Source organism: Pyrinomonas sp. (assembly GCF_040289685.1).
In the GTDB taxonomy this organism is placed as follows: Bacteria; Acidobacteriota; Blastocatellia; order Pyrinomonadales; family Pyrinomonadaceae; genus Pyrinomonas.
Window position 1 is genome coordinate 1 of sequence record NZ_PSLQ01000051.1, and the last position, 26922, is coordinate 26922.

At 60.8% G+C, this 26922-nt stretch carries 23 protein-coding genes; 12 read left to right on the forward strand and 11 right to left on the reverse strand.

All coding sequences use genetic code 11. The features are described from left to right. Positions 1–1178: 1178 nt before the first annotated feature. Positions 1179–2549 carry a D-alanyl-D-alanine carboxypeptidase gene (locus tag C4334_RS10925; protein ID WP_352432119.1) on the reverse strand — a complete coding sequence of 457 codons (1371 nt, stop codon included), beginning with the start codon at positions 2547–2549 and terminating at the stop codon, positions 1179–1181. Between the two features lie 344 nt (positions 2550–2893). On the opposite strand from C4334_RS10925, the gene C4334_RS10930 reads away from it, so the two are divergent. The 12 genes from C4334_RS10930 to C4334_RS10985 all read left to right on the forward strand — a co-directional run bounded on the left by C4334_RS10930 (position 2894) and on the right by C4334_RS10985 (position 15713). Next, positions 2894–3562: an N-glycosylase/DNA lyase gene (locus C4334_RS10930; RefSeq protein WP_352432120.1), complete on the forward strand. Its 669-nt coding sequence runs from the start codon at positions 2894–2896 to the stop codon at positions 3560–3562. Between the two features lie 10 nt (positions 3563–3572). Beyond that, on the forward strand, positions 3573–5171 hold the full coding sequence (locus tag C4334_RS10935) for an aspartyl protease family protein (protein WP_352432121.1): 1599 nt from the start codon (positions 3573–3575) through the stop codon (positions 5169–5171). Further along, positions 5168–5656: a type II toxin-antitoxin system VapC family toxin gene (locus C4334_RS10940; RefSeq protein WP_352432122.1), complete on the forward strand. Its 489-nt coding sequence runs from the start codon at positions 5168–5170 to the stop codon at positions 5654–5656. Before C4334_RS10935 ends, C4334_RS10940 begins: the two co-directional genes overlap by 4 nt. A gap of 6 nt (positions 5657–5662) precedes the next feature. Further along, positions 5663–5875 (forward strand): hypothetical protein, encoded by a 213-nt coding sequence (locus C4334_RS10945; RefSeq protein ID WP_352432123.1) that lies wholly within the window; start codon positions 5663–5665, stop codon positions 5873–5875. A 698-nt stretch (positions 5876–6573) separates the two neighbouring features. Then, entirely contained in the window at positions 6574–7356 is a 783-nt protein-coding gene (locus tag C4334_RS10950) for a DUF3881 family protein (RefSeq protein WP_352432124.1), read from the forward strand. Between the two features lie 38 nt (positions 7357–7394). After that, positions 7395–7982 carry a lytic transglycosylase domain-containing protein gene (locus C4334_RS10955; RefSeq protein WP_352432125.1) on the forward strand — a complete coding sequence of 196 codons (588 nt, stop codon included), beginning with the start codon at positions 7395–7397 and terminating at the stop codon, positions 7980–7982. Further along, positions 7979–9256 carry an MFS transporter gene (locus tag C4334_RS10960; protein ID WP_352432126.1) on the forward strand — a complete coding sequence of 426 codons (1278 nt, stop codon included), beginning with the start codon at positions 7979–7981 and terminating at the stop codon, positions 9254–9256. The genes C4334_RS10955 and C4334_RS10960 overlap by 4 nt, the downstream gene beginning before the upstream one ends. Next, the gene (locus tag C4334_RS10965; RefSeq protein ID WP_352432127.1) at positions 9253–9924 is read left to right on the forward strand and encodes an MgtC/SapB family protein; all 672 of its coding nucleotides are present in this window, start codon (positions 9253–9255) and stop codon (positions 9922–9924) included. Before C4334_RS10960 ends, C4334_RS10965 begins: the two co-directional genes overlap by 4 nt. 46 nt (positions 9925–9970) lie before the next feature. Continuing rightward, entirely contained in the window at positions 9971–11341 is a 1371-nt protein-coding gene (locus tag C4334_RS10970; RefSeq protein ID WP_352432128.1) for an amidohydrolase family protein, read from the forward strand. A 3-nt stretch (positions 11342–11344) separates the two neighbouring features. Continuing rightward, positions 11345–12589 carry an acetate kinase gene (locus tag C4334_RS10975; RefSeq protein ID WP_352432129.1) on the forward strand — a complete coding sequence of 415 codons (1245 nt, stop codon included), beginning with the start codon at positions 11345–11347 and terminating at the stop codon, positions 12587–12589. A gap of 301 nt (positions 12590–12890) precedes the next feature. Continuing rightward, the gene (locus tag C4334_RS10980) at positions 12891–13862 is read left to right on the forward strand and encodes an aldo/keto reductase (RefSeq protein ID WP_352432130.1); all 972 of its coding nucleotides are present in this window, start codon (positions 12891–12893) and stop codon (positions 13860–13862) included. Between the two features lie 387 nt (positions 13863–14249). Continuing rightward, entirely contained in the window at positions 14250–15713 is a 1464-nt protein-coding gene (locus tag C4334_RS10985) for a Gfo/Idh/MocA family protein (protein ID WP_352432131.1), read from the forward strand. 114 nt (positions 15714–15827) lie between these two features. Here C4334_RS10985 and C4334_RS10990 read toward each other — a convergent pair whose 3' ends face one another. The 10 genes from C4334_RS10990 to C4334_RS11035 all read right to left on the reverse strand — a co-directional run bounded on the left by C4334_RS10990 (position 15828) and on the right by C4334_RS11035 (position 26737). After that, positions 15828–16544: a 3-keto-disaccharide hydrolase gene (locus C4334_RS10990; protein ID WP_352432132.1), complete on the reverse strand. Its 717-nt coding sequence runs from the start codon at positions 16542–16544 to the stop codon at positions 15828–15830. 55 nt (positions 16545–16599) lie between these two features. After that, positions 16600–17973, reverse strand: coding sequence for an MFS transporter (locus C4334_RS10995; RefSeq protein ID WP_352432133.1), 1374 nt, complete (start codon positions 17971–17973; stop codon positions 16600–16602). Between the two features lie 162 nt (positions 17974–18135). Continuing rightward, positions 18136–18798 (reverse strand): gluconate 2-dehydrogenase subunit 3 family protein, encoded by a 663-nt coding sequence (locus C4334_RS11000; RefSeq protein ID WP_352432134.1) that lies wholly within the window; start codon positions 18796–18798, stop codon positions 18136–18138. Positions 18799–18823: 25 nt separating this feature from the next. Then, on the reverse strand, positions 18824–19066 hold the full coding sequence (locus tag C4334_RS11005) for a hypothetical protein (protein ID WP_352432135.1): 243 nt from the start codon (positions 19064–19066) through the stop codon (positions 18824–18826). 77 nt (positions 19067–19143) lie between these two features. Then, a complete protein-coding gene (locus C4334_RS11010; RefSeq protein ID WP_352432136.1) occupies positions 19144–20166 on the reverse strand; it encodes an NADH-quinone oxidoreductase subunit E in 1023 nt (340 codons plus the stop codon). Positions 20167–20181: 15 nt separating this feature from the next. Beyond that, positions 20182–21900 (reverse strand): GMC oxidoreductase, encoded by a 1719-nt coding sequence (locus C4334_RS11015; RefSeq protein WP_352432137.1) that lies wholly within the window; start codon positions 21898–21900, stop codon positions 20182–20184. Between the two features lie 180 nt (positions 21901–22080). Continuing rightward, positions 22081–23205, reverse strand: a complete 1125-nt coding sequence (locus C4334_RS11020; RefSeq protein WP_352432138.1) for a Gfo/Idh/MocA family protein — start codon at positions 23203–23205, stop codon at positions 22081–22083. Between the two features lie 94 nt (positions 23206–23299). Then, the gene (locus tag C4334_RS11025; protein WP_352432139.1) at positions 23300–24541 is read right to left on the reverse strand and encodes a sugar phosphate isomerase/epimerase family protein; all 1242 of its coding nucleotides are present in this window, start codon (positions 24539–24541) and stop codon (positions 23300–23302) included. A 116-nt stretch (positions 24542–24657) separates the two neighbouring features. Further along, a complete protein-coding gene (locus tag C4334_RS11030) occupies positions 24658–25488 on the reverse strand; it encodes a ThuA domain-containing protein (protein ID WP_352432140.1) in 831 nt (276 codons plus the stop codon). Between the two features lie 4 nt (positions 25489–25492). After that, on the reverse strand, positions 25493–26737 hold the full coding sequence (locus C4334_RS11035) for a Gfo/Idh/MocA family protein (protein WP_352432141.1): 1245 nt from the start codon (positions 26735–26737) through the stop codon (positions 25493–25495). Positions 26738–26922: the final 185 nt, after the last annotated feature.

Sequence of the window (26922 nt, forward strand, 5' to 3'; positions counted from 1 at the left end):
TCAGGTCGAAAAGATCAAAAGGCAAAAGGTAAAAGAGGAATTTCCCTGCTTCTAACTTCTCCCCTCTTTCAAAAGGAGAATTTCCCTGCTGCTAACTCCTTCCTCTTTCGACGATGTCGTCGGAGCACTGGCGGTGCACAGATTTCCCCACTTCTCTTTCCCCACCTTTTTGCACACGACGGACGAATCTCCGCTGAATGATGGCGACGAGATGATCGCTGATGATCCCCGCGAACTACTTGCGCGAAACGAACGGGCTTCTGCTGCCAACGACGAAAAGCATTCTTGACTCTTTCCATTCATCCCTCCAAGCCGTGCCCGAAAGGTTGGTACGCGCAGCTTACGACGAAGGGCACCTTCGCTTTTTCGTTCGCGATAGACTGCCGCTTCTCGAGCAAAATCGCCGCTGATCCGAATGCTCCCTGATGCGGAGAGCGGTTCCTTCCGATTTGTCGCTTTCAGTACATTTCAATTTCATTGATCGCGCGGCACGCGTTATCTGCATCGATGAACGGCTCTTCTCAGTTTGTCACCTTCGGTAACAGAAAGGTGCCGTCCAAAGACGCCGTCGCGTTTCATGGCGAGGTGTATCTTGCGCCAGAAGCCCGTTCCTTCAAAACACAGAGCGTGTGGCGCGCCATTTGCCAAGGTGCATGAGGGAGTCGCACGCAGAGGTTACGGCGGGCGATTCCAAGTAGGTCGTCGATCCGTGGAAGCAGAAGGCGTCTCGCCCTACGGAAAGTAGGGGTGGCGCCAGACGCGCTCCGGCGTCTCAGGCCGCCGGGGCGCGTCGCTTTCTTGCTCGTTTCGAAACAATGACGGCGCTGCGCATCAGCAGTGAAACGCTCAGCGCAGCGATCCGCGAGGACCTACTCCGTTGGCTGAATTGGCTGCACGTTGGTGGCGAGGCGAAACGCTCGGTGCAGCCACCAAGCAGACGACGCGCCGCCTGATCTAAAGACGCAAGCCCCCTGAAGAAGCGACATTGTCTTTCAGATCGATCGTTTCGATCCAAGCCAACGCGCTGCTTCTGTCGTTGAGATCGGGAAGGCCCTTTTAACCTACTGAGCCACGCTCGATCGCCGCGACTTTGGCTGCGCAACGATCAAATCGCACACGCGCGCTGCTACGGTTACCTCAAACACGTTCAATCGCCGCGACATGAGCTGTGCAGGTTTCTATTGATCGAATCGATTATCCGCTGGTTCGTACTCGTCGCTAGCCGTGTTGGCAAGCGACGCATCCAGTTCCGTTTGCGCCAACTTCATGGCGAGCGCGCGCGGCGCATACTCGAAGGGCGCTGGCCCTCCGTGAAGCTGCTGCAGCGCGGCGACCAAACGGTCCTGTAAGTGACGGAAGCGTGCGACGCTACCGCGCTGGTTGAAGATGACGAAAAGGAGGGTCTCGCCGTTCGCCGCGCGCAACTCGCCCACCAGCGCGCTCACGCCGCCATCACTGCGCGGCAGCGTCCCCGTCTTGGCGATGACGCTTCCGCGGCTCGGACTCGCGGCGTAGCGTTTCTGCAACGTTCCCGGATCGATGCCAGCGACCGGCATGATGTCAACTGGCGAGAGCTTGTATTCGGCTAATTTGGCGAGCAATGCGCGATATATTTTCATCATCGCGCGCGCGCTCAAACGATTGATGCCGAGACCGCTCGTCGAAGCGAGCTTGAGTTGGTGCGGATCCAAGCCGACTTTGGCGATCAAATAGCGTGACAAGCCCGCCACGCCGCCGAGCATGTCGCCCAAACGCTCAGCCATGAAGTTGTTCGAGTAGCAAAGCAACACTTTCAACACATCGACCAACGCGCTCGAACGGTGTGTCAGCAGCGGGCGTGCACCAGCAGGGACGGAATCGACTCTGACTTCTCCGGCGACGGCGACGTTGGGCGTCGTCTGTGCTCCTTTGGCGTCGCCAAGCGCAAGACGCGCCTCACGCCATGCGCGCGTCGCCGTTGCTGGCCGTCGCGCGGCATCAAGCGTCTCGCGGAACTTGCGTCCGGAGCGGAAGGTCGAAGGATCGAAGTTCATCGTGAACCTCGGCGCGACGACGAGATCGCCGGTGACTTGCCGTACGCCCAAACGATTCAACTCGTAAGCGATGAGCATCGCGTGCTCGTAGTAGAAGGAAGGATCGCGCCCCGAAATGATCAGGTCTCCAGCGATGGTTCCGGTCTGCGGATCGAGGACACCATCGGTCCACACGACGGTAACGAAACGATGCTGCGGCCCGTAAGCGTCGAGCGCGGCGAGCGCTGTGGCGAGTTTGATGGCTGAAGCCGGATTGAAGAGCCGATCCGCATCGTGTTCGAAGACGACTTGTCCGTTTAAGTCTTCAACCAGCACGCTTTGACCGACGAGCTGCGGTTCGATCTCGAGCAGTGCGCTCATTGGCGGCTGCGCTGGCGCGATCATCGCTGGCGTGGCGAGCGAAGGGGCCGGAAGCGCCGTCGGCGCCGTCATGACAGAGGTCTGCGCCGACGCGCCGATCGCTCCGAGCAGCATAAGCAAGCCGCTTTCGATCCATGCCGCAAGTCTTCGCCCCACTCTCACCACCTCCTTTGGCGCTTCTTCGATGCTACACACAGCGTCGGGGATGTCGTGCAGGCGACGCCCCTTCGTAAATTAAAAGCGCGGATCTTTGAGGTCAATGGCTGGTTCGCTTAAATCGCACAACATGAACGGGTGCGGTTGGACGGAGAGGACCATTCGCCATCGCTCGTCTCGGCGTCATCATATCGGTGGCGAAAATGGCGCTCTTCAGCCCCATCTTCGTGCGGGAAGAGGCCGTTTATCTACTCATAAAGCGCGTTGACAATGACCGGAACAGGCTCATACAATCCGAATTGCAGGGAGCGACTCACGCGAAAGAGCCGCTCGTTTGACACATCGTGCGACCGACGAAGAAAGCGCCACATGTGACGGTGGAGCTGGTGCGCGAGGTCCATCGCGCGCGCGGTGACGAAATACGCGCGCGGCTGGCGGAATTCGAAGCCGTCTGGCGACATGGATCTGAGGCGCGGTTGTGGGAGGAGTTGGTCTTTTGCATCTTCACAGCCGGTGCCTCGGCGCGCATGGGGCTGCGGTCCATCGAGGCTGTGCGCCCGCTTCTTCTCAAGGGGACGCAACAGCAGATCGCCGAAGCTTTGCGCGGCGTGCATCGCTATCCACGCGAGCGCGCCCGCTACATCGTCGAAACGCGCGACCATCTGCAACGTCTTTGCGGATTGCGTCTGCGCGAAAGGTTGTCGGCCTTCGCTGAAGCCGAAGCGCGACGCGATTGGCTCGCGCGCGACCGCGCCATCAAGGGGTTGGGCTACAAGGAAGCGAGCCACTTCTTACGCAACATAGGGTTTCGCGGCTACGCCATTTTGGATAAACACATCCTGCGCAGTCTCGCCGAACTCGGATGCATCGAGACGGCGACGCCGCCAACGACTCGCGCACGTTATTTGACGATCGAAGATGCACTGCGGCGCTTTGCCGACGACATCGGAATCGACTTCGATGAACTCGATCTGGTTCTCTGGTCCATGAAGACGGGCGAAGTCCTGAAGTGAGGGACGCAAGATGTTGACCATTCGTCCTTGCCGAGATCGCCGTGACCCGCTGGCGGCCCGCAGTGTGGCCGCCATCATCGTCTGTGCCCTCTTGTGCTCGCTGCTCGGAACGGTCGCCTTGGCCGATGATCGGCGTAAACGCGCCGAACGGGCGATCAACGACGGCGACTACGCCACTGCCGAAAAACTCTATCGCGAACTCGTCGCGCGCGACTCATCGAGCGCGTCCGCACGACTCGGGTTGAGCTTTGCGCTGCTCAAGCAACGCAAGTTGCAAGAGGCGTTCGAACAAGCGCTTCACGTTGCGCGCAACGATCCGACCTCTTCGCGCGCTTGGGCGCTGCTCGGGTGGGCGCTGCTCGGCGCGGGAGACTTCGCGCGCTCCGGCGAAGCGCTGCACAACGCCTTCTCGCTCAACGAAAACGACCCGATGGCCGTCGCCGGCTTGGCGATGCTCGATTTTTACGAGAACCGTCCGCAATCGAGCTTGCAACGTTTGCGGCGCGCCGTCTTTCTCGCGCCGCGCGATGCCGATTTCATCTTTAGTCTGGCGCAGGCGGCAGCGCGCGCCGAACGTTACGCGGAAGCGGCCGATGCCTATGAACGCTTCCTGCGCATCGCGCCGCGCACGGATGAAGACCGGCGCGCGCGCATTCGCGGACTGATCGATTTTCTGCGCTTTCTCGGCACGCAACGCCCGCTCTATCAGGCGAGCGGTCCAGCTCGTGTCGTCGTTCCCTTTGAATTGATCAACAATCGTCCGGTGATCGAAGTGCGCGTCAACAATCGACCGGAGCCGCTGCGTTTCGTGCTCGATACGGGATCGGGCATGTGCGTGCTGTCTGACGTGACGGCAGCGCGACTCGGCATCCGCCCGGTGGCGCGCGGCGGCATGGCGCGTGCCGTCGGCGGCGGCGGGCGTTTCGAGATCGTTTACGGCTTTCTCCAATCGGTCGAAATCGGCCAGGCGCGCGTGGAGAACGTGCCGACATACATCCGTCGTTTCTACAACGATCAGGAGAAGATCGACGGTTACATCGGCCTATCGGTGATGTCGAAGTTTTTGACGACGATCGATTATGCGGCCCGCGAACTGCACTTGCAGCGCGAAGATCAACGACTGGAAGAGGCAACGAACCTTGCGCCACCGACACGCACCGAAATACCCATCCGTACGACCTCGAGCGGATTCTGGAGCGGACAGGTGAAGATCGACGGCGTCGATAAACCGCTCAACTTCATCATCGACACTGGCGCGAGCATCTCGGTCGTCTCCGATGAACTGGCCGCGCGCGAAGAGATGGAACGCTACGCGCAGAAGATGCGCATGACCGTTTACGGCGCAGCGGGCGTCGCCGAAAACGTCCAGTTGCTCCTGCTGCCGCGCATGCAACTAGGTGCCCATGCTCGCCCGAACGTGCCAGCCGTGGTGCTCGACATGCGCGCCATCAACGAAACCGCTGGATTTGAACAAACCGGCATTATCGGCGGCAACGTTCTGCGCCATTTTCGCGTCTATCTCGACTTCCGCCGTCCGGCGGTGCTGCTCGAACCGTTTGATGCGCGACCGATCAACGAAGCCAAGCGCGAATCTTCGACCAAACCATGAAGCAGAGCATATACCTCGAAACGTCGGTGATCGGAGCCTACCTCGATAACGGCGAGCCTTTTCGGCGCGATTTGACGATCCGCTGGTGGGAGCACGAGATGAGCGAGTATCGCGCCGTGATCTCGCCGCTGGTGGTGCGCGAACTCGAGCGCGTACCTGAACCCCACCGCACGGCCTACCTGAAGCTCGTTGAACCGCTCGAACAACTCGAACTGACAGACGAGATCGCCATCCTCGCCGATGGTTACGTCTCGCGGGCCATTTTCCATCGAAAGTACATCGCCGATGCGATGCACGTTGCCTTCGCCTCCTATCACAAGATAGACTATCTCGTGACGTGGAACTTCGGGCATCTGGCCAACGTGCGCCGACAAGCGCGCATCCGTCTGTTCAACACAACCGCCGGGTTCTTCGTCCCGATGATCGTGACCCCTGAGTTTCTCGTCTCGGAAGCGACCGAAGGTGATTGGCGAGCGGCGATTTGAAGCGCGATGTACCGAAAACCGAAATTCCTTGAGGTACTCCATCGCATCCGCGAAGAGATGTCGCGCGAAGCTGATTACGACGTCGAACTCTTCGCGCAGATGATCCGCTCCGGGCAACCGCCATCGTATGGACCGGAGCGGATCATCCGCGGCTTTCGCGTGCGTGCACCACGTGCTGATAAGGACGAGGGACATCCGCGCCGCGCGACCAACCTTTAAACCTCACTTGCACCGCCGAACCGTTGTCCCCAACAATGAGCGCAACGCGATGATCCGCTGAGCCGATGGTCGCTCGGCTCAGCGCGCGGTTTGAGACGAATCGGAACCTGATCGCAGCGCATATGCGCGGTGTAGATCGTTCTCTATGCTTGAGACGAATCGAGACCCGACCGCAGCGAAGTGCCGTCTCGACTACGTAGCGGTCTTTACGGAGTTTGAGGCGACTCAAGGTCCGATCGCGTCTTTGAAGCATCTCTCCTCGCCGGTCTTGCCGCCTTCAGTCCGTCGAGTTTGCGCTCATGACGAGGCATCGGTCCGAGATTTTTTGCGACGCGCTCGATTGAAGAGCGAAAGGCGCTGAAACTTTCTTGCAAGCAACTGGCGGCGAAGAACGCGCCCTTTCCGATGCGCGTTCTGATCGAAGAGGAGGTTGAAAAGCGAAAGCGTCGTGCGCAAGACCAAGCGCTCGCTTCAATTTTCATTTGCTGGCATCTTCATCGCATGTCGGCGCGCTTGAGCGTTGCGCGAGATCAAGCGCGATTCGATCACCATCTGCTATCCAAACGTTGAATCTTTGAACGCTCGATTCGATTTCCATTCGGCAACGGAATTGAAGTAAAGTAAGAAGCGCGCTGCTCAGGCGCACAGCCTTCAACGGCTTGGGATCAATCAGTGACGCGTGGTGATGATGTTTCTGTATGGACGCGACGTTTAGAGCCATCGGATTGGAATTGCCAAGCAGAAAAGACTTCAATCTGCTCGTCGAACGCGCCGGCGATCAAGGCGAACCGACCTGCTTACAACGACGCGGCGCTGTGCTTCACGGGCGTTGCTGGAAACTCGGCGAAGGTCTAGAAGTTTGGACGATGCTCTACGAATCGGGCGATGGCGAAATCTTCTACGCCGATTGCCGTCCGGGCTTTCGCGCGCGCTACGCGCATTCGATCCGGCCATGGGCGCTTACCGAATACGCTGAAGAAGGCGAGGCGCTGGTCCACGGGTATGTGAGCGAAACCGATGTGCAAGTTCTCTTTGAGTTACAGAACTTCACCGAAGTCGGCCTCGATGAGTTCCGCGTCGAGACGCTCTACGTCGGACTCTGCGGGTTGGCCTATCGCGCGCGCGTGCGCGCGCGTGGTGCAGCGTACTGGCAACAACTCGAAGAGCACGCGCCGGAGCGCGCCATCTACGAAAACGATTGGAGCTTGTGCGGCAAGGTGCTCGCCTTCCGCGAACTGCGCAACCCGCTTTCCGGCCGTCAACTCTATTGGGTTCATCTCGACCTCGAACAACTCCGCCTGGAAGCTCTCGTCAACCATCGCTCGCTGCGTGGAACGCTCGAAGTCGGCGCGTGGCTCGAAGCGGACGTCTGGTTGCAAGGGCACGTGCTCGACCGCCGTACCTTGCTTTCGCGTTATGAAGGCGTCGATTGGGCGTGCTCGCCAGCACTCTTCTGGCAAGCTTTGCGCCGACGCAACTGAGATCGCGTGACGCGCCGAAAGATCGTTCATGCTCCGTCATGAGACGCCCGATTCTCGTCGCCATCTTCATCGCCATTTCGTGCGCCATTGCGCTCTTCGCCTTCGAACGCTACTGGACGCACCGCTTCGACGCGATCATCGCCAAACAAGCGGCGATCTACGGCCTCGATCCCGACCTCGTGTGGAGCATCATCTACGAAGAGACCTATTTCCGCCCGTGGCAGATCGGCGATGCGGGCGAGGTCGGTTTGATGCAAGTCACTCCCACCGTCGGACGCGAATGGGCAGCCGAGACCGGCATCCGCGAATTCGAGCGCGAAATGGCGCGCGATCCGGTCCGCTTTCTGCGTGACCCGGAAAGAAACATCCAGATCGGCTGCTGGTACTTGGAGAAGATAAGCAAGGACTATCGCGATCTTCCCGACCCGCTACCGCGCGTTCTGGCCGCATATAACGCCGGTCCGAGCCGTGCCGCCGAATGGAATCGAACATCGCCGGGCGCGCGTCCGCTGACCGGCGAGGAGTTCATCGCGCGCATCACCTACCCGACAACGCGCGCCTACGTCGTCTCCATCATGGACCGCTACCGCCGCCGCAAGGCTTCCGCCGCGGAGGAAGGGCGGTGACCTACCGGCAACTGCTTCGGGCCAACCTCGATCTGCGACGGCTTTGGACGGCACAAGTCGTCTCGGAGATCGGCGACTGGTTGAATAACATCTCCGTTTTTGCGCTCACACTCGAACTAGCCGGACCGGGCCGCGAAGGCGTGGCGATCGCCACTTACGCCGTCGCACGCCACCTACCGCTCTTCTTCTTCGGCCCTTTTGCCGGGGTAACGGTGGATCGCGCAGATCGTAAGCGCGTGATGATCGCCGCGGATTTGGCGCGCGCTCTGCTGGCGCTGGGTTTTGTTCTCGCGGCGAACTTCAGGTCGCTCACGCTCATTTACCTTGTCAGCGCTGCGCTCTTTTCCGTCGCCGCCTTCTTCAATGCTGCCAAACGCGCCTCCATTCCGCAACTCGCACACAATGCCGAAGAACTGATCGCCGCCAACGCCCTTTCCGCTTCGACGACGGCGGCGACCTTGGCCATCGGGTCGGCCTTCGGCGGCATGCTGGCCGCTGTGTTCGAACGCCAGACCATCTTCGTCCTCAATGCTGCGACGTTTCTCGCCTCGGCGCTCATCGTCCGCCGACTTTCGCTCTCGCAGGCTTTGCGGCGTCAAGAGCGGGAACTGATCGTCGCTTGGCAGCGCCCGCTGGAAGATTTTCGCGAAGGGTTGCGCTACGTGCGCTCTCGTCCGTTGCTCCTCGCCGTCCTGATCGTCGTCGCTGGTTGGGGCTTGGGCAACGGCGCGGCGCGCGCTCTTTACAGCGTTTTCGGCGCGCACCTCGGACAATCAGCGCATCTCACCTCGCGCCCGAGCGATTTCGGCATCTCCGTGCTCTTCGTTGCGATGGGCGTCGGCGGCGTGCTCGGAGCGATCCTCGCGCGGCGCTCCGAAAGCGCGTTGACAACCCGCTTGGGTCGCTCGCTGGCGTTGGACGGAGCGGCATTGGTCGCCTTCAGCGTGGCGCCGAACCTGTGGAGCGCGGCCGCCGTCCTCGTCGTGCGCGAAGCGAACTACGCCATTTGGTGGACGGCGCAACAGACCATCCTGATGCAAGCGACCGATGTGCGCTTCGGCGGTCGCGTCTTCGCTTCCCACGAAACCATCACGACGCTCGCCATGCTCGGTTCGATGCTCGTCTCTGGCGTCGCGGCTGACCGTTTCGGCATGCGTCCGGTCGCCTCCAGCGCTGGGATTGTGATAATAGCAAGCAGCGCGCTGTGGTTTCTGCTCGTCCGTCAGCGACAGAGCGCTGTTGTCAACACCGCTAGCGAGGATGCAGGGCGATGATTCTCGATTCGGACATCGCGGCGATAGCCGTCAAGTTGCTGGTGGCCATCATTTGCGGCGGCGCCATCGGCATGGAACGCGAACTGAGCCGCAAGCCCGCCGGACTTCGCACCAACGTTCTGATCTGCATGGGCGCGACGCTTTTCATGATCACTTCGCGCCACATCAGCGGCGGGGCGCCTTACACCGATCCGGCTCGTTTGGTCGCGCAAGTGGTCGCGGGCATCGGTTTCATCGGCGCGGGCGTCATCCTTCAATCGCGCGGCTCGGTCACGGGATTGACCACGGCAGCAACGATCTTCATCGTTACAGCGGTGGGCATCGCCATCGGTGACGGCATGTTTGCAGCGGCAGCGCTGGCAACCGGTTTCGTGATCGGAGTGTTGGTCCTTTTGCGCCCGCTCGAACGCTCAGTCGTTCGCCGCCGACGCCTCTACGAATACAAGTTCAAGACGACCCAACCGGCCACGGCGCTCAGCCGCCTGCTGGACCTGTTAGGAGAAGAAGGCCTGCGGTTGGAAGATTTCAGCGTTCGCGAAGACAAAGGCGGATCGCACGAGGTCAGTTTCAGCGTCGTCGCTTCGCTTCGCAGCAACAGCCGCTTGATCGAAAGATTGCACGAACTCGGAACCGAGACACGCACTTCCAGCCGCGAGGAGATAGATTGAACGCTGAGTCACACGCGCCAAACCAGCGACGCCCTTTTTTCGTACCATGATCATCTATTCTGCACGTTGGGTGCTTCCCATTTCATCGCCTGCCATCGAGCAGGGAGCCATCGCCGTCCGCGGCACGCGCATCGTTGCCGTCGGCGCACGCGCGCAACTGATCGGCCGGTTCCCGCATGCGACGCTGCGCGATCTCGGCAACGCCGCTATTTTGCCGGGACTCGTCAACGTCCACTCACACGCGGAACTCACCCTGATGCGCGGCTGGCTTGAAGCGTGCGAAACGGACTTCTTCTCGTGGCTGCGCCGCATCACGGTCGCGCGGCTCGAAAAGCTGCGCGATGACGACATTCGCTGTTCAGCCACGCTCGGCGCAGTGGAAGCGGCGCGCGCCGGCGTCACCTGCCTCGGCGATGCTAGCGACGTCGCGCACGCGAGCATGAGCGCGTTGCGTGACGTTGGACTACGCGCTGTCGTCTTCAAAGAAGTTTTCGGGCCCGACCCTCGAGCGGCGCGCGAACAGTTCACGAAGATGGAAGAGAAGACAGCAAAGCTTCGCGAACTCGAAACCGAGCGCGTGCGCCTCGGCCTTTCGCCGCATGCGCCGTATACGGTGAGCGCGCCGCTACTTGAATTGGTGACGGAATACGCCCAACGACACGCCATGCCGCTCATGCTGCATGCTGCGGAATCCCAAGCCGAAACCGATCTCATGCTCTTCGGGCGTGGTCCTTTTGCCGAAAGCCTCGCACGCCGGGGCATCCAATGGCGCGCACCTGGAATCCCTTCCATTCAATACTTGGCGAGGCTCGGCTTCCTTGCCGCGCGCCCGTTGCTGGCCCACTGCGTTCGCGTCGACGATGCGGACATCGACGCCATCGCCGCTTTCGGCGCGCGCGTCGCACATTGTCCAAAGTCCAACGCCAAGCTCGGTCATGGTCGCGCGCCGCTCATCAGTTTTCTTCAGCGTGGCATTTGCGTTGGGCTCGGAACCGATTCGGTCGCCAGCAACAATACGTGCGACCTTCTCGAAGAGTGTCGCTTCGCCGCATTGGTGGCCCGTTTCGACCTTCCTGAAAAGGGCATGGTCGTCACAGCAGAACAGATGCTGCGTGCGGCGACGCTCGATGGCGCACGCGCGCTCGGGATCGAAGATCGCACGGGGTCACTTGAGGTAGGCAAAGAAGCGGACTTCACCGCCGTAGCGCTCGATGGCGCGCACCAATCGCCCGTGCACGACGTCCATGCGGCCATCGTCTTCTCTTCCTCGGCGCGCGATGTGAGGTTGACCGTGGTCGCGGGGCAAGAACTGTTTCGCGATGGACGTGTCTTAACCGTGGATGAAGCCGAGCTTCGCGCGCGCGCTGATGCAGCGGCGGCGCGCTTGCGCGTCGATCCGCCCGATGTCGGAGCGTGAAAGATGAACGTATTGGTCCTCAATTGCGGAAGCTCTTCCGTAAAGTTTCAACTGATCGCCACCGATCTCGATCTGATCGCACGCAACGCTGATCGCAAACTGGCGCGCGGCATGATCGAACGGATCGGCGGGGAAGCGATCATCACCTTTCGAGCTGAAGGGCGCCCGCCTCAACGCTTCGCTTCAGCCGTGCGCGATCATCGCGCCGCCATCGAACAGATACTTCGTTGGTCCTGTTCCGCAGAAGCGAACATCGACGGAATTCACAGCATCGCCGACATCCATGCCGTGGGCCATCGCGTCGTTCACGGGGGCGAACGCTTCGCCCGGTCGCTCATCATCACGGAAGAGGTGCTGCGCGGCATCGAAGATTGCATCGATCTTGCGCCCTTGCACAATCCAGCGAACATCCGCGGCATCATGGCCGCGCGCGAAGCTTTGGGACCGGGCGTGCCGCAAGTGGCCGTGTTCGATACGGCTTTTCATCAAACTCTTCCCGAACACGCTTATCTCTACGCGCTCCCGTATCAACTCTATCGTCGCCACCGCATTCGCCGCTACGGTTTTCACGGCACGTCGCACCGCTATGTCGCCTACCGCTACCGCACTTTGCGCGGCATCACGCGCGAGCAGACGGATATCATCACGCTCCATCTCGGCAACGGCTGCTCGGCCACGGCCATCAAGCGCGGGCAATCGATCGATACCTCCATGGGCTTGACGCCGCTCGAAGGGCTGGTGATGGGCACGCGCTCGGGCGACATCGATCCGGCCATCGTCGATTTCCTCGCCGCCAAAGAGGGCTTGACGACGCAGGAAGTGGAGATGCTGCTCAACAAACAGTCCGGATTGCTCGGCATCTCCGGATTGACCAACGACATGCGCGAGCTGCTCGATGAAGCGCGCGAGCACGACGACCGACGCGCACGCTTGGCGATCGAGATCTTCTGCTACCGCGCACGCAAGTACATCGGAGCGTACCTCGCCGCCATGGGCGGGGCGGACGCGGTGATCTTCACCGGAGGCATCGGCGAGAACGCCCCCGACGTGCGCGCGCGCATTTGCTTCGGTCTCGACTGGACGGGTCTGGAGCTGGACCAGGAGAAGAACCTCGCGCACACCAATGGCAAAGAAGGGATCATCAGCCGCGACGGCGCGCGTTTAGCCGCCTACGTGATCCCCACCGATGAGGAATTATTGATCGCCCGCGACACGGTCCGCTGCGTGTTCGCGGTGGAAGAGCATTGATCAAGACCCAAGATCAGGCGGCGATCCTCGCGGACTTTGACGATCGCAAAGGGCTTCCTCACCCGTCGCCGAAAGAGCGCTGGAGCTGCATCCCCTTTGCGCGCCGCACGCCTTCATGCCGAAAGATCGAAAAGCGCTGCCTCTTCCCAACGGCTGCGGAAAACGTTGACAACTCGCGAGCATCTTGCCAAGCTTAGGTCGGTCAGCAATTGCGCCGCAGCTGCTTCGCCGCGACCTTCGCGAAGACAGGCGAACCATCTGGCAAGCGCGCAGGACGGATAATCTAAGGGGCAGAGACGCGATGCCGCGCAAGACTTCGCGACGAGATTTCATCAAGCAACTGGCTGCTGGCAGCGCGACGCTGGCTGGCATCGGATGTGCCGGAACCGAAAAAAACTCACTCGCCCAAAACAACTTGCAGCCATCTCCCATCCCTGAGCGGGCTTTGGGCCGCACCGGAGCACGCCTCCCCATCTTCGGCTTAGGTGGCGCGAGACAAACGCCGCTTAGCAAGGCTGAACGCGAGCGCGAGGCGATCGAACTGGTCGAAGCGGCGCTCGAACTCGGCGTGCGCTATTTCGACACAGCGGCCAATTACGGCGTGAGCGAAGAGCAGTTGGGGCGCGTCCTTCCACCTTACCGCACGCAAATCTTCCTCGCAAGCAAAACGGATCAGCGAAGGCGCGACGGCGCGTGGCGCGAACTCGAACGATCGCTGCGTCGCTTGAAGACGGACCACTTAGACTTGTGGCAAATGCATCACGTCTCGTTCAAAGAAGAACTGGACGAGATGATGGGCCGCGGCGGCGCCATCGAAGCGATCGAGGAAGCCAAAAGACAAAAGCTGATCCGCTTCTGCGGCATCTCTGGACACCATGATCCGGATGTGATCGCTGAGGGTCTGCGTCGCTATCCATTCGATGCCACCTTGATCTCGCTCAACGCTGCCGACGTGCATCACCCACGCCCGTTCATCAAAGATGCGTTGCCCGTGGCGCGTGAACGGCGAGTCGGCGTGATCGCCATGAAGATTCCAGCCTACGGCAGGCTCCTACGCCCCGGACGGCTCACCATCGGCGAAGCGATCAGCTACGTTTTGTCGCTGCCCGGCGTGACGGCCTGCGTCATTGCGGCGGAGAACCCGCGCCAGCTTGCCGAAAACATTCAAGCAGCACGTAGCGCACGTACACTGAGCGGCGAAGAACTGGCCCAGCTCGAACGACGTACAGCAGCCGTGTGGCAAGATATCGCCTTTTATCGCGCTTGGACTTGAAAGCATAAGAATAAGAACCCGCCGTTCGCTCACGAGAGATCCGTTTCACCATTCGCGGGCTTCGCGTAGATGCGCGCTGCGGTGAAGAACTTTTCGCCCTTCCGCACGTTGGATGAGCGGCGAGCGGCAAGCCGAAAAATTCCCCCTGTTCACGATTGCGAGAATTGTTTATAATGCGAACAAAGTTCCGCCTGTGCCTAATTTGCGCGGCGACGCGCGAAAGAGATCGAGGGTGTCATTCGAGCGCGTATGCCATTTTGGTCAGATATTGAACCAACAGCGTGGTGCGGGCGGCGCTTCGAGCGAGAAGTTCTTCGTCGCGCGAATGGCCGTTTGCGCGACGAGTCGGCTTTATTCTCTAACCCCTAAGCTTGGAGGAAAAAATTCATGACTTGGGAGCAGTCTAAACAGTCGCGCCGCGACTTCATGCGCCTTGCCGCCGGAGCGGTGGTCACAGCAGGCGCGCCCAAAATCTTTCTCATCGAGGATGACGCCCAGCAATCGAGCGAGACGACCAAAGTATCTCCCAACGACCGCATACAGATCGCCACGCTCGGCATCGGCGGCATGGGGACGGCGAACACGAGAACGGCGTTGCGCGTTCCGGGCGTCGAGCTGATCGCCGTCGCCGATGTCTATGACGGGCGTCTGATCCGCGCACAGGAGGTTTTCGGATCGGGCCAGAGCGGTCTGAGCACGCAGAGTGTGCGTTCGATGAGCACGGGAGCCTCCACCGTCTCGACCGGCAAGCGCCCGATCTTCACGACGCGCGACTATCGCGAGATCTTAGCGCGCCCGGACATCGACGCGGTGATCATCGCGACGCCTGACCACTGGCACGCGCAAATGGCCATCGATGCGATGGACGCCGGCAAAGACGTCTATCTCGAAAAGCCGATGATTCACGATCTCGAGGAGGGCCGGCGCATCATCGAAGCGCAGAATCGCAACAAGCGCATCTGTCAGATCGGCAGTCAGCGCGTCTCTTCGATCATCTACCGCAAGGCCAAGGAGTTGATCGCTCAAGGAGCGATCGGCACGATCACGCTCATCGAAGCCTATTGGAACCGCAACACGCCCATTGGCGCTTGGCAATACACGATCCCACCCGATGCTTCACCGCAGAACATCGACTGGGACCGCTTCTTGGGCAAAGCGCCGAAACGTCCGTTCGAACCGATCCGCCTTTTCCGTTGGCGCAACTACCGCGACTACGGGACCGGCATTCCGGGCGACCTCTTCGTTCACCTCTTCAGCGGCATTCACTACGTGCTCAATAGCCTCGGACCAGAACGCATTCTCGCCACTGGCGGATTGCGTTACTGGAAAGATGGGCGCGACGTGCCGGACGTGATGCTCGGCATTTACGACTACCCGAAGACCAACGCTCACGATGCCTTCAATCTGAACCTCAAGGTGAACTTCATGGATGGCGGCGGCGGCGAGGAGGGCTTCAGGTTCGTCGGGAGCGATGGGACGCTGATCATCGGCGGCAACAACGTGACGCTTGCCCGCTCGCCCAAACTACGCGAACCCGGCTACACCATCGACACCTTCCCGCAAGCGGTGCAAGAACAGTTCCTGAAGGAGTACCGCGCCAAGTACCCGGAATCTTTATCGCAAGAGATCAGCGCGCGCAGCACGGAAGTTTACGCTGCCCCGCAAGGTTACAGCGATCACTTCGATCATCACAAGAACTTCTTCGCCGCAGTGCGTTCGCGCCAACCCGTCACCGAGGACGCCATCTTCGGTTTCCGCGCCGCCGGTCCAGCCGTGCTGTCGAACACAGCCCATTTCGAGCGACGCATATACCTGTGGGACCCGGAAAAGATGGAAGCGAAACCCGCTTGATCACGCGCGAGCTTGTATGAAACGAAGAGGGGTCGCCTTTTCGGCCACCCCTCTTTTTCGCCGGTCTTCCCTGAGCCTAACCTAGCGAACTCGGAAGGTGAATTGGCTGAACCATTATGGCAGCCTTCGGACGCGAATATTGCGGAAACGGACCTCCTCGCCGTGATGCTGAAGCACGATGTGACCTTCGGTCTGCTTGGCGAAATTGGGCATATCTTTGAACTTGCTCTCGGCGATCAGCTTTTGCAATTCGGGGCTTCCGAGTTGATACTCGACGATCTTTTTGCCGTTCAGCCAGTGCTCGACGTGCCCGTCCTTGACGACGAGGCGCGCTTTGTTGTACTGGCCAGCGGGCTTCACGACTTTGTCCGGAGACGGCGCGATCAACCCATAAAGCGCGCCTGCCGAAGTCTTGGGATTCCGTCCATCGCGGTGGCGCTCGTCATCGAGCACCTGCATCTCTGGACCGGTACGCCACGAATCTGGCTCCGTCTCGGAGACGAGATAGATGATGCCGGAGTTACCTCCGGGCGATACGTTCCATTCGCACTCGAACTCGAAGTTCTTGAACTTCTCTTTGGTGATCAGATCGACGCGATCTCCGCCGACGATCGTCTTCAACGCGCCGTTCTCGATGGTCCAGCCTCCGGTCGGGAAAGAATCGCGGCGATACCCACGCCAAGCATCGGTCGATTTACCGTCGAACAGAACGATCCATCCGCCCTCGCGACCGCGCCCCTCGCTTCGGCGCTTCTTCTGCGCGTAAGTTTGCGCTTCGGCTAGGCAAAGAACCAGAACGGCGGTCAGCAGCAATCCGACTCCTTTTCTCATGTTCTCCCTCTCCATCTCCATCTCAGAAGTATTAGTCGATAGCGCGCCGCGGAGTTCACGCGCCGCCAGCGGCGCGCGCTTCTTCTTGCGCCAACGTCGCTTCGCCTGCAGCCGAGCGACGCCGCTCGCGCAAGGCGAGCAGAACGTGGAGCACCGCCATGCTGATCGCGGCGGCGACGACGACGAATAACCCAGCGCGCAAATTGCCTGTCCCTTCGCCGAGCGCGTCGGAGACGTAGCCGACGGCGGGCGGGATCAGAAGCAATCCGGCAAAACCGACGCCCATGACCCAACTCATCGCCGTGCCGGCAATGCGCGGCGCGATCATGGAAGCTAATCCAACCGAGGTTGGGAAGATCGGCCCCATGCCGAAACCAGCGAGGATCAAGCCGATGCGCACCATTGCGGGCGTGCTCGCCGTGAAGGCGACGATCAACGCGAGCGAAGTGAAGATGCTGGCGGCAGCGATCAACCAGAAACTGTTGACGCGCAGCAAGCCGAGCAGAAGGCTTGAGATCAAACGTCCGAAGAGCAGCGCGAAGGCGAAGAACGAAAGCGTCCGCAGCGCGTAGGTGGCGATGCGCACGCCCTCGCTGCTCTGCTCGAAGAAGCGTGTCTGCTCTTCGGGCGTCCCTTGCGCGATGATCCGCAGGCTCTGCGCACTCAAACCGGAGTTGGCGAGTATTTGTCCGTCGCGCTGCATGAAGGTGACGACCCATTTGCCAACCGCCACTTCCGCGCCAACGTACATGAAGAGCGCCACGGCCAGCAACCAGAAACTCCCGTTGCTGAGCAACGAGCGCACATCTCCGCCCCCCGACACGCTTTCGTGCCCGACGGGCGGGTAACGTGGTAAGCCGGCTGCAAAAAGCAGCAGCACGGTCAAGCCGGCCAGCGTCCAGAAGACCATCTGCACGCCGCCTTGTTGCTGAATGCTCTGCACTACCAGCGGCAGCGCTGCGAGCCCTAATCCGAAACAGATGTCGAGCAGATTGAGCGCGGCGTTGCGCCAAGACGCGGCGACGTCGGCCACCAGCGCGTGCCCCGCAGCAACAATCGCGTTGGCACCCATGCCGAGCACGAGCGAACAGAGGAAGAGCGGCAAAAGGGCCGCCCCCGGATCAACGCGCGTGACGACGAGCGCGAAACCGATCATCGACAACAGCACCAAGACGGAGCCAAGCGCGAGCGCGATCTTGCGCCCGAGCCGGTCCATCACTGGGCCGCTCACGATGTAGGCGACCACCGCCCCGATGGCGTTGATCAGCAGGAAAGTGCCGACGTCGCTATCGGAAGGGAGGTACTGGCCGCGTTCCAGCGTCGGCAAAACCGATCCCGGCAGCGCTGCCAGCAGGCCGTAAAGGAAGATGCCAAAGAAAGCGACGATCATTAAAAAACGCGCGTTGACTCTGTTGGCGATCTGGCTCACTGTCTCGTCTCCTTGTTCGAGCCGGTTTATGTAGCCTCTATGCGGTCACCGCTTCGCGCGGGCAGCCCCAAACGCAGTCCGTTCCAAAGTCTCTCCCGATGGCCGCGGCTCGTTACGCTGAAAGCCGCTTTCACCGACCGTTTTTCGCTGCGCTCATCATGCTCATTCGATCTTCAGCCCCAAAACCTTCGCCTCAGCACAACCTAGGAATTCCTTTTGGTAGCGGTTGCCCTGGTACTGCAAATCCTGATGGATGCCGATCTCGGACGTATAGTATCCATCAATCGTCAGCGTCTTGATGGCGCGAAAGAAGCGCTCTTCCAAAGTCTGCTCGGCGGCGGGCTTGAACTCGTTTTTAGCTAGCTCCTTGAGCAGTTCGATCTGCTGCGCTGGCTGAAGTTCGGCGAATCGTCCTTTGAAGCGTTTGATCGCCAGGCGATCGACTGCAGCGATGCCGTCGCGCCACAGACGCTTCGTCCCTTCGTCCGCAACGCTCACCATCAGATCGATGAAAGCTGGCACTTTCGCCGCCACCGCGCCGGGCGAATGATCGTCCGTTGGGATGATCAGGTCCGAGATGGCCGCGATCGCGCGCATCTCTTCCGCGTCGAAAAAGAGCGGTTTGGACGGCAGCGGCGCTGGCGGGATGTTGGCCGCGTAGCTGAACGGGTTAGCCACACGCGCTTGCGCGTTGGCCGGATTATCGTAGATCGAGATAGCGGTTGCTGCAGCTGCGCTCATCGCCAGCACGCGCAGCACGCGCCGACGTTCGAGATCGATCTCTTCGCGCTGCTCCATCGCTTCGTTGGGGAACTTTTCGGTCATCTCCTTTGCTCCTCAAGCCTTGTCTTCAGAGTTTAGGGGCAAAACGACGGAGAAAGTCGCGCCGCGATGCTCGCGCCTCTTCGACCACGCGCACCTCGGAACAGCACTCCGCCGCGATGCGCCGCAAATCATCGAGCCATTCCGGCGGCATCAAATATGTTCCGTCGGGGAGTTGATGGAGCGGGCGCGTCGGGTATGCGCTCTCCCACTCGACGAACACCCCTTGCCGATAGACTTCATCGAGTCCGATGATGACGACGCGTACCATCGCTCTTTGATGCCCTCCCGCCGGATGAGCCGCAATTGAAAGAGACGTGTTGACTGGAAGTCGGACGCGCGACTCTTTCAACGCGGCTCGGCGGACGAGGCTTGCGCGAGAAGCTGATTCAAGCGCGCAAGCTCCTCGTTGAGTCGTTCGCTCGCTCCTGCCCCCGATTGCAGTGTGCGAACCACACGACACATCGCTTGGTCGATCTCCTCGCCGCGCTTGTTGTCGCGCGACGGAACCATCACGCCGAGCTGATAGATCGGCCTGATATCCGGCCTTCGTCCGTCGCGGCGCGCCGTCGTGCGCGCGGGCCAGCCTTCGGGCAGACGAAAGCGGAGGAAGAAGATTTCACAACCGGTGGTCGCGCCAAGCCGCGCGCCGGCAACGGCTGCCGTTTGTACGGGCGGCGCAGTGATCGCCTCGGTCAGTGTCGTGCGTCCGCCCGGCGTTTGCCCAGGCGGCGTTTGCGGCGCCTGTTTTCCGCCTGGCGCTGTGGGCGTTTGCGCCGTCCGCGCGGTCGATTGCGTGGCCTGCGATAGCTGGCCCAATCCCGAAGCGCTCTCAGGATTGGCTGGCGCTTGCCCCGGCGGTTGTGCGGGATTCTGTCCAGCAGCCGGCGTCACGGGCGTCACCGGCGTGCGTGCGATCACTTGCTCATCTTCGGGCGGCCTATACTTGGCCAGCGTGCCGCCGAGATCAACCATCATGCGAACAGAGGCGCGCCGGCCCGTGACCGGTATGGCTTCGCCCTCCAATTCCAAACGCCCCTGAACGATGCGCGCGCGTATCAGACGCAGATCGAAGAACGGGCGGTCTTGCGAATCGCGCACGGCGATGCGGTTGCCTCTCAAGCTGCCGCTGATGGCGCGCACCTCCGCGTTCGAATCGGAAGCCGGCACTGCGCCCGGCACGCGATGAACGCCCACAGCGATCACCGAACTATACGGTCCGGTGGGCGAATAATCATTCGAGCTTCGTAGATGCGTGCCGCTCGCTCTTTCGATGCGCGCCGCGCGACCGCGCCGCTGCCCCTCCACCGAAGAGACGTTGATCGCCGCGACCAAGAAGGCGGCACAAATCATGGCCCAGTGTCGTCTCATCTTCTCTCGCCCTTTCTAGATGCGCCCGGCCCGCAACTCTTCGACGGCGTAATCGCAGGCGCGCGCCGTGATCGCCATGTAAGTCAACGTCGGGTTCTGTGTCCCGATGGAGACGTAGCAAGCGCCATCGGTAACGAAGATGTTCGGGATGTCGTGCGCTTGGTTGAACTTGTTGAGCACGCTCTTTTTCGGATCGTTGCCCATGCGCGCCGTGCCGCACTCGTGAATGCCGTGACCTGGAATGCTCATCGGCCCGCGGCTGATGGTGATGTCTTTGGCTCCAGCGGCTTCGAGCAGTTCGGCTGCCGTTTCGCCCATATCGACCACCATCTTCTTCTCGTTGTCCTTGTATTCGACGTCGATGTGCAAGACCGGAATGCCGAAGGCATCCACCACGTCTTTGTTGAGTCGCACGTGGTTCTCATAGTAGGGCAAGACTTCGCCGAATCCGCCGAGGCTGATGCCCCATGGGTGCTCTTCGCGCACGCGCCGTTTGAAGTCGGCACCGAAGCCGGGAAGCGTCTTAGCGTGTTGCCAGAGCGATTGACCGCTGCCACCTTGAAAACCGTAACCGCGCAAAAACGGGCGATCGCGCCGTTCCAGATTGACAAAGCGCGGGATGTAGATGCCGTTGGGTCTTCCATCTCGGAAGAACGGCTTGGTGGGCAGGTTGGGAAGCGTCCCACGCGCGCCGCCGCCCATCATGTGATCCATCAAGTAGTGGCCCAGCACGCCCGATGAGTTGCAGATGCCTTCGGCGCCGTCAAGCGAACGCGAGTTGAGCAAGATGCGCGTCGATTCCAGCGCGCCCGCGCAGAGGAAGATCATTCGCCCGAAGACTTCGCGGTGCGCGCGCGTGACGGCATCGACGTAATAGACGCCTTTGGCTCGGCCCGTGTTGCGGTCGAGGACGATGTGGCTGACCACGGCATCGGTGACGAGCGTTGCGCGCCCCGTGCGCAGCGCCGCCGGAAGCGTCGCGTGAAGCGAACTGAAGTAGGAGCCCGTGTGACAACCGGATTCGCACCGTCCGCAGTAATGGCACGGTTTGCGCGTCCCGAGCGCGTCATCGAGCGGCTTGCGCGTCAAAATGGCCGTGCGTCCAATCGTCACGCGCAAAAAAGGGTTGCCGATCTTTTTGGCGTACTCTTCAACGCCTCTTTTCAGTTGCAACTCGCCGCACGTCATCGGCATCGGCGGCAAGAATATTCCGTCGGGCAACTGCGGCAGGTTCTCGGGCATGCCGCTTACGCCGATGAAGCGTTCGACGATGTCGTAGTAAGGCGCAAGGTCTTTGTACTCGATGGGCCAATCTTCGCCCCACCCATCGCGGCTTGCCGCTTTGAGATCGTAATCCGATAGGCGATAAGATTGCCGCCCCCACATCAATGTGCGTCCGCCGACCTGCCGTCCGCGAATGTAGGAGAACGGACGATCGGGCGGCGTCGTGTACGGGTGGTCCAGATCGTTGACGAAGAAATGGTTCCCGTATTCATTGCACGCATAACAACGCGATTGAATCGGCTGCTTGCGTTCGAGCTCTTCGCGGTTGCCGAAACCGCGAAAAGGGAGGTGGTAGGGGAAGTAATGCTGCTTGTAGTCGCGTTTCGGGTCGATCTGCGGCCCGGCTTCAAGCACCAACACATCCAGCCCTTTTTCGGCTAGCTGCTTGGCGGCCCATCCGCCCGTCGCGCCGGAACCAACGACGATGGCATCGTAGACTTTCGTGGTCATAAGCTTTCGACTCCACTGCTCCTTTCGGGACCGAAGGATCGCTTTTGCGCTGCCGATCTACTTTTGACCGGCTCGCGAGCTTGTCGAAAAGGGGCGCTCGCGTTTTGGGCGCATGGTAGCACAGGTTCGTTCGCGCCTCAAACAAAGACTTCGCCCGGCACCTCGTCGCAAGCGCAAGCGTCATCGGTCGCTGACTTCCACCCACGCGCGACTCGCGTGCGCCCGCTCCACGGCATCGAGCACGCGTTGATTTCGAACGCCGTCGTGGAAACTCGGCTGCGGAATGACGCCTCGATCGATGGCGCAAAGAAAATCGAGCACCGTATGGGTGAACGTGTGTTCGTAACCGATGATATGGCCCGGCGGAAACCACGCGGCGATGTACGGATGCTCAGGCTCGGTGACGATCACTTGGCGAAAGCCGCTGTTTGCGCCTTCTTCGATGTACAGTTCGAGTTCGTTCATCCGTTCGAGATTAAAAGTCAAGCTGCCGCGGCTGCCGTTGATCTCGAAGCGGTTGTAGTTTTTTCTGCCGGTCGCAAAGCGCGACGCTTCGATCGTGCCGATGGCGCCGTTCTCGAATCGGCAGAGCGTAAGAGCCGCGTCGTCCACATCGACCGGAGCCTTTCGCGTCGGGTCATCGGGCAACGGACGCTCTTTGACGAAGGTTTCGAGCAAACCAGCCACTTCGGTGATCTCGCCGACGAGATACCGCGCAAGGTCAATGGAGTGCGAGGCGATGTCACCGAGCGCGCCCGAACCAGCCTTCGCGCGCTCTAATCGCCACACGCGCGGGAAGTTCGGGTCAACGATCCAATCTTGAAGATAGGTTCCGCGGTAGTGGTAGATCTGGCCGAGTTCGCCGCGCTCGATCAGGTCTTTGGCGAGCGCGACGGCGGGCGCACGGCGATAGTTGTGGCAAACCATGTGCGTGACGCCAGCGCGTTCGACCGCGGCGAGCATCCGTTCGGCCTCTTCCAACGTGTTCGCCAAAGGCTTTTCGCAGAGGATCGCCTTGCCCGCTTCAGCGGCGGCGATGGCGATGTCGTGGTGCGAGTCGCCGGGCGTACAGATGTCAACGATCTGGATGTCTTCGCGCTCGATCACTTCGCGCCAATCGGTTGCATGTTCCTGCCAGCCGTACTTCTCGGCGGCTTTTCGCACTTCGACTTCGTTGCGCCCGCAAATGACCTTCATCACAGGTTCGATGGGCACATCGAAGAATCTCGCCACCTGTCGCCAAGCGTTGCTATGCGCCTTGCCCATGAAGCGATAGCCGATCATCGCGACGTTCATCTTCTTCATCTTCGGCCCTCAACCTCGTGCTCCTCGGTAAACTCGACCGCCGGTCCGAACGGCTTCCCGCCGTGAAAGAGCGCGGCAGCGCGATCCGCTTCGATCAGGAGCGGTATGGTTCACGCCCGATGCCTTGCACGGGGATCCCCTGTGCGGCCAGAACTTCGTGCTGCAAAGCGTACATGCACGCGGCAGCTTCGTCTATTTTGCGTGTGAAGGCGATCGAACCTTGCAAGATCGGTTTCAAACGCTCTCTGTCCTGAATGCGCGCTTTCGGATATTCGTGCTCGACGATGAGCGGCGTCCGTTCCACGTCCAAGTCGAGCAGTTGGCGCGCGGCAAGTTGGTGGTCCAGCCAATCGACCGTGCGGTTTTGCAAGTAAGCGAGCGGATCATGGCGCGCCGTGCCCGGCAACTCGTGTTCGGCGATGGCGGTCTGTTTCTTCCAAGCGTTGGCTTGTTCGCGCGGATCCGCGGAGGGTTTGCCGTCGCGCCAATCGCCGCGGCGCATCGTCTGCCCGCCATAGCCCCAAGCGGCCAGCCCGCGCGCGTTGATCACCTGTCCTTTGACGTGGAACCCAGCGATCAGGAAGTTGTAACCTTCTTCTTTCAGATACTGAAAGATCGAGCGCGTGTCTTGTCCCATCAAGATCGCGTGCGATGGGTCGTAGTGAATCCGAAACTGATCGCCGACGCCCGCCTCTTCGCAGATCTGATGCAAGATGATCCACGCGCCCGGCGCATAGGCGATGTTGTTGTGGAAGTGGTCCATCACGGTCCAGCCGGGCATCGGACACTGTTCGACGCGATAGACGAGATGGCGCTCTTTCGCCGCACGCAGCAACGGGATGAAGTTTTCGCGGAAATCGTCGAGGTTCTGCTCCAAACTGAGGTCGAAGTTGCGTCCGACGAATCCGCAAACGGCCGGCGCGCCAAGCATTGCGGCAGCGTCCATCACGCGCCGCATGAACTCATGTTTGCGCGCGCGTATCTGCGGATCGGGATGGAGCATGTTGTCGAAGTAAGCGACATCGCTCAGCTCGATCCGGTTCGCGTCGAGCGCGTGCCGGACGCGCCGGGCGCGTTCCTGGTTGAACGGCTCGCGCAGGTCGAGCGTGTTGGCCACGGGATCGAGCATCGCTTCGGGCGGCACATCGGCCTCCGCTGGATGAAGCGCCGCCGACAATTGCATGAGATCAACACCGAGTTCGCGCGCAAAGGCCGCCCACTCTTCGATCGCCAGATCGGGATCGCGGTCGCGCGCCTCGCGCGGCGTCAACTCTTGCAAAGCGGCGGTCAGGATGCCGACCGGCATGAACTTCGGGGTGAAAGCTTTGACGCTCATACAAGCTCTCCGTCGCGTGCGGCGAGAACACTCAAAGTTTCGGGGCGCGGCTCGGCTGAACTCGCAATCAGCAGAACGCGCCAAGAGACGCGGTCAAAAGCGGTTCTCGCGGCGAGCTACTTGCAAGCGATGCGACCATCTTTGCCGTGAAACTGCGGCGCGCTCGACGCGCGTTCTTCGCCGAGCGCCCATTTGATCCCGCCGCGCAGGTGCTGGCGAAACCAATCAGCCTGCAACACTTCGTCATGATGGCCGAAGGCCGTGTAGAAAACTCGTCCCTTGCCATAGAGCTTGGTCCAAGCCAACGGATGGTAACCGGGCTCTTTCGAGACCGGATCGAAATCGACGGCCAACAGCACGTGCGCGGCGCGTCGGTCGAAATTGCAGATCCTGTAGATTTCGTCGAAGACCGCGAAGCGCTCGCTCAGATGGCGCGTCGCCGGATGAGTCCGATCTTCCACCCTCAACGTGACGCTCATCGGCCGGTCGTGACCATTGAATTCGCCGCCGAGCATCTCGATGTACGGCGGGAAGACCCCTTTGTTGAAGGTGTCGCTCGCCGCGTGGATGCCGATGAAGGCATGCCCTTCGTTGATCCAGCGAAGGAAATCCTCACGGTCGGCAAGCGGCAACTCGCCCGTCGTATTGGCGAAGATCACGCCATCGTAAAGAGCAAGCTGCTGGCGCGCCGTCTTTTGCCGCAACTCTTCGTCCGTGCGGGCGAAATCGACGCGCCAGCCGTTTTGCTGGCCAAGCTCTCGAATCACGCGTTCCGCCGTTGGGATCGACCGATGACGAAAACCTTTGGTCACGGTCACCACAAGCAAACTCTTCGCTGAAGCGCGCGCATTGATCGCGCGCCCGCTCACCCTTTGCGCTCCTCCTTCGGCGGCCACGACGCACACCCATAAAACGCAGAATAAAAGTTTGAGACCGACCCGACTCATCTTCTCACGAAATGCGCGGCGACGACGCAAAGGCCGGAAGCCGATCCGCGCTCGGGTTGAGCGTAACGCGCTCGCGCTTTAAGTAAGCGATCTTTCCGAGCAAACTAGCCTGCGTCGCGCGGTGCCCATCGAGCACCTCAGAGTTCGGCGCGCGTCGCGCGCGCACCGCTTCGAGGAAATCGCGCACATGATCCACCGTCATATCCCCTTCGGCCTTGACTGTGACGGGCTGCGCGTTGCGCTCAGCGCTCACGAACGTATATCCGCTGCGCGAGATCTCCAATCTCCCTTCTGTGCCGATGAACTCGATGCTTGCGCCGCGCGCTCCTGGTGCCAACGTCCCTTCGAAGGTCGCAGTCCATCCGCCCGGATACTCGAGCAGGACGTTGATCGTATCGGGAGCCGTGCGCCCGTCTTTGTAGTGATAGATGCCGCCGACAGCAACTGCGGCGCGCGGCATATCTTCGTTCATGAACCAGTGGACCACGTCGATCCAATGCGTGAACAGATCGGTGATCATGCCCCCGCCGAAGTCGAGATATGCGCGCCAGTTGTAGAATTGATGGGCGTCAAACGGGCGATATGGACGCGGGCCGAGAAACATTCGCCAGTCGAGCCCGGGCGGCTGTGTGACGAAGTTCGGCTTTCGAAGATGAAAGCTGTTGCCGTGCCACCACGTGCGCGCCATGGTCACTTTGCCGAGCTTGCGCGCGTCGAAGTAGAGGCGCTTGGCCTCGATGTAGTGCTTGCCGCTCCGCTGCTGCAACCCAACCTGCACGATGCGCCGATGCTCGCGCGCGGCGCGCACTACGCGCCGACCCTCCTCAATGTCGAAGGTCAAAGGCTTCTCGATGTATATGTCTTTGCCCGCTCGGCAAGCGTCGATGGCTTGACGCGCGTGCCAGTGATCGGGCGTCGCGATCAGCACGCAATCAATCCCTCGGTCATCCAGCAGAGCGCGGTAGTCGCGGTAGCGGCGCACCTCGTTGGAGACCAAGGCTCGCGCTTTTTCGAAGTGCTCGTCGTAGGCATCGCACATGGCGACGACCGCCACGGTCGAATCCTTGAGAAAAGCGCGTAGCACCTCTTGGCCGCGAATCCCAGTCCCAATCACGCCGAGTTGCAGGCGGTCGTTGGCGCCGAGGACGCGCGCGTAGCTGGCCGCAGTGAAACCGACGCTGGCGGCCAAAGCCCCACGCAAAAAGGCTCGTCGCGTTGGCGACTCAATGGCTGAGGGGAGTTTCTTCATGACGCGAACTATCTTCCGACGCGCAATCGAAGTTTGTTCGCTCTTATTTCGAACTAAATCCCTCTCGGTTTTCTCGGAACGAGCTTGTTCGGACGAGCGCGGATTATATTTTCGCGCGGAAGGCGTGTCAACACCTTTTTCTTTTTCGCTCGCGTCAGGCGCTTCAGAAGCCGATTTCGTGACCT

Excerpts from the sequence above, each read along its gene's own strand:
- C4334_RS11025 (WP_352432139.1), bottom strand. The coding sequence starts at position 24,541 with ATGAGCGTCAAAGCTTTCACCCCGAAGTTCATGCCGGTCGGCATCCTG.
- C4334_RS11035 (WP_352432141.1), bottom strand. The coding sequence starts at position 26,737 with ATGAAGAAACTCCCCTCAGCCATTGAGTCGCCAACGCGACGAGCCTTT.
- C4334_RS11010 (WP_352432136.1), bottom strand. The coding sequence starts at position 20,166 with ATGAGACGACACTGGGCCATGATTTGTGCCGCCTTCTTGGTCGCGGCG.
- C4334_RS10935 (WP_352432121.1), top strand. The coding sequence starts at position 3,573 with ATGTTGACCATTCGTCCTTGCCGAGATCGCCGTGACCCGCTGGCGGCC.
- C4334_RS11030 (WP_352432140.1), bottom strand. The coding sequence starts at position 25,488 with ATGAGTCGGGTCGGTCTCAAACTTTTATTCTGCGTTTTATGGGTGTGC.
- C4334_RS10945 (WP_352432123.1), top strand. The coding sequence starts at position 5,663 with ATGTACCGAAAACCGAAATTCCTTGAGGTACTCCATCGCATCCGCGAA.
- C4334_RS10950 (WP_352432124.1), top strand. The coding sequence starts at position 6,574 with ATGGACGCGACGTTTAGAGCCATCGGATTGGAATTGCCAAGCAGAAAA.
- C4334_RS10970 (WP_352432128.1), top strand. The coding sequence starts at position 9,971 with ATGATCATCTATTCTGCACGTTGGGTGCTTCCCATTTCATCGCCTGCC.
- C4334_RS10980 (WP_352432130.1), top strand. The coding sequence starts at position 12,891 with ATGCCGCGCAAGACTTCGCGACGAGATTTCATCAAGCAACTGGCTGCT.
- C4334_RS11000 (WP_352432134.1), bottom strand. The coding sequence starts at position 18,798 with ATGACCGAAAAGTTCCCCAACGAAGCGATGGAGCAGCGCGAAGAGATC.
- C4334_RS11020 (WP_352432138.1), bottom strand. The coding sequence starts at position 23,205 with ATGAAGAAGATGAACGTCGCGATGATCGGCTATCGCTTCATGGGCAAG.
- C4334_RS10940 (WP_352432122.1), top strand. The coding sequence starts at position 5,168 with ATGAAGCAGAGCATATACCTCGAAACGTCGGTGATCGGAGCCTACCTC.
- C4334_RS10985 (WP_352432131.1), top strand. The coding sequence starts at position 14,250 with ATGACTTGGGAGCAGTCTAAACAGTCGCGCCGCGACTTCATGCGCCTT.
- C4334_RS10955 (WP_352432125.1), top strand. The coding sequence starts at position 7,395 with ATGAGACGCCCGATTCTCGTCGCCATCTTCATCGCCATTTCGTGCGCC.
- C4334_RS10990 (WP_352432132.1), bottom strand. The coding sequence starts at position 16,544 with ATGAGAAAAGGAGTCGGATTGCTGCTGACCGCCGTTCTGGTTCTTTGC.
- C4334_RS11015 (WP_352432137.1), bottom strand. The coding sequence starts at position 21,900 with ATGACCACGAAAGTCTACGATGCCATCGTCGTTGGTTCCGGCGCGACG.
- C4334_RS10975 (WP_352432129.1), top strand. The coding sequence starts at position 11,345 with ATGAACGTATTGGTCCTCAATTGCGGAAGCTCTTCCGTAAAGTTTCAA.
- C4334_RS11005 (WP_352432135.1), bottom strand. The coding sequence starts at position 19,066 with ATGGTACGCGTCGTCATCATCGGACTCGATGAAGTCTATCGGCAAGGG.
- C4334_RS10965 (WP_352432127.1), top strand. The coding sequence starts at position 9,253 with ATGATTCTCGATTCGGACATCGCGGCGATAGCCGTCAAGTTGCTGGTG.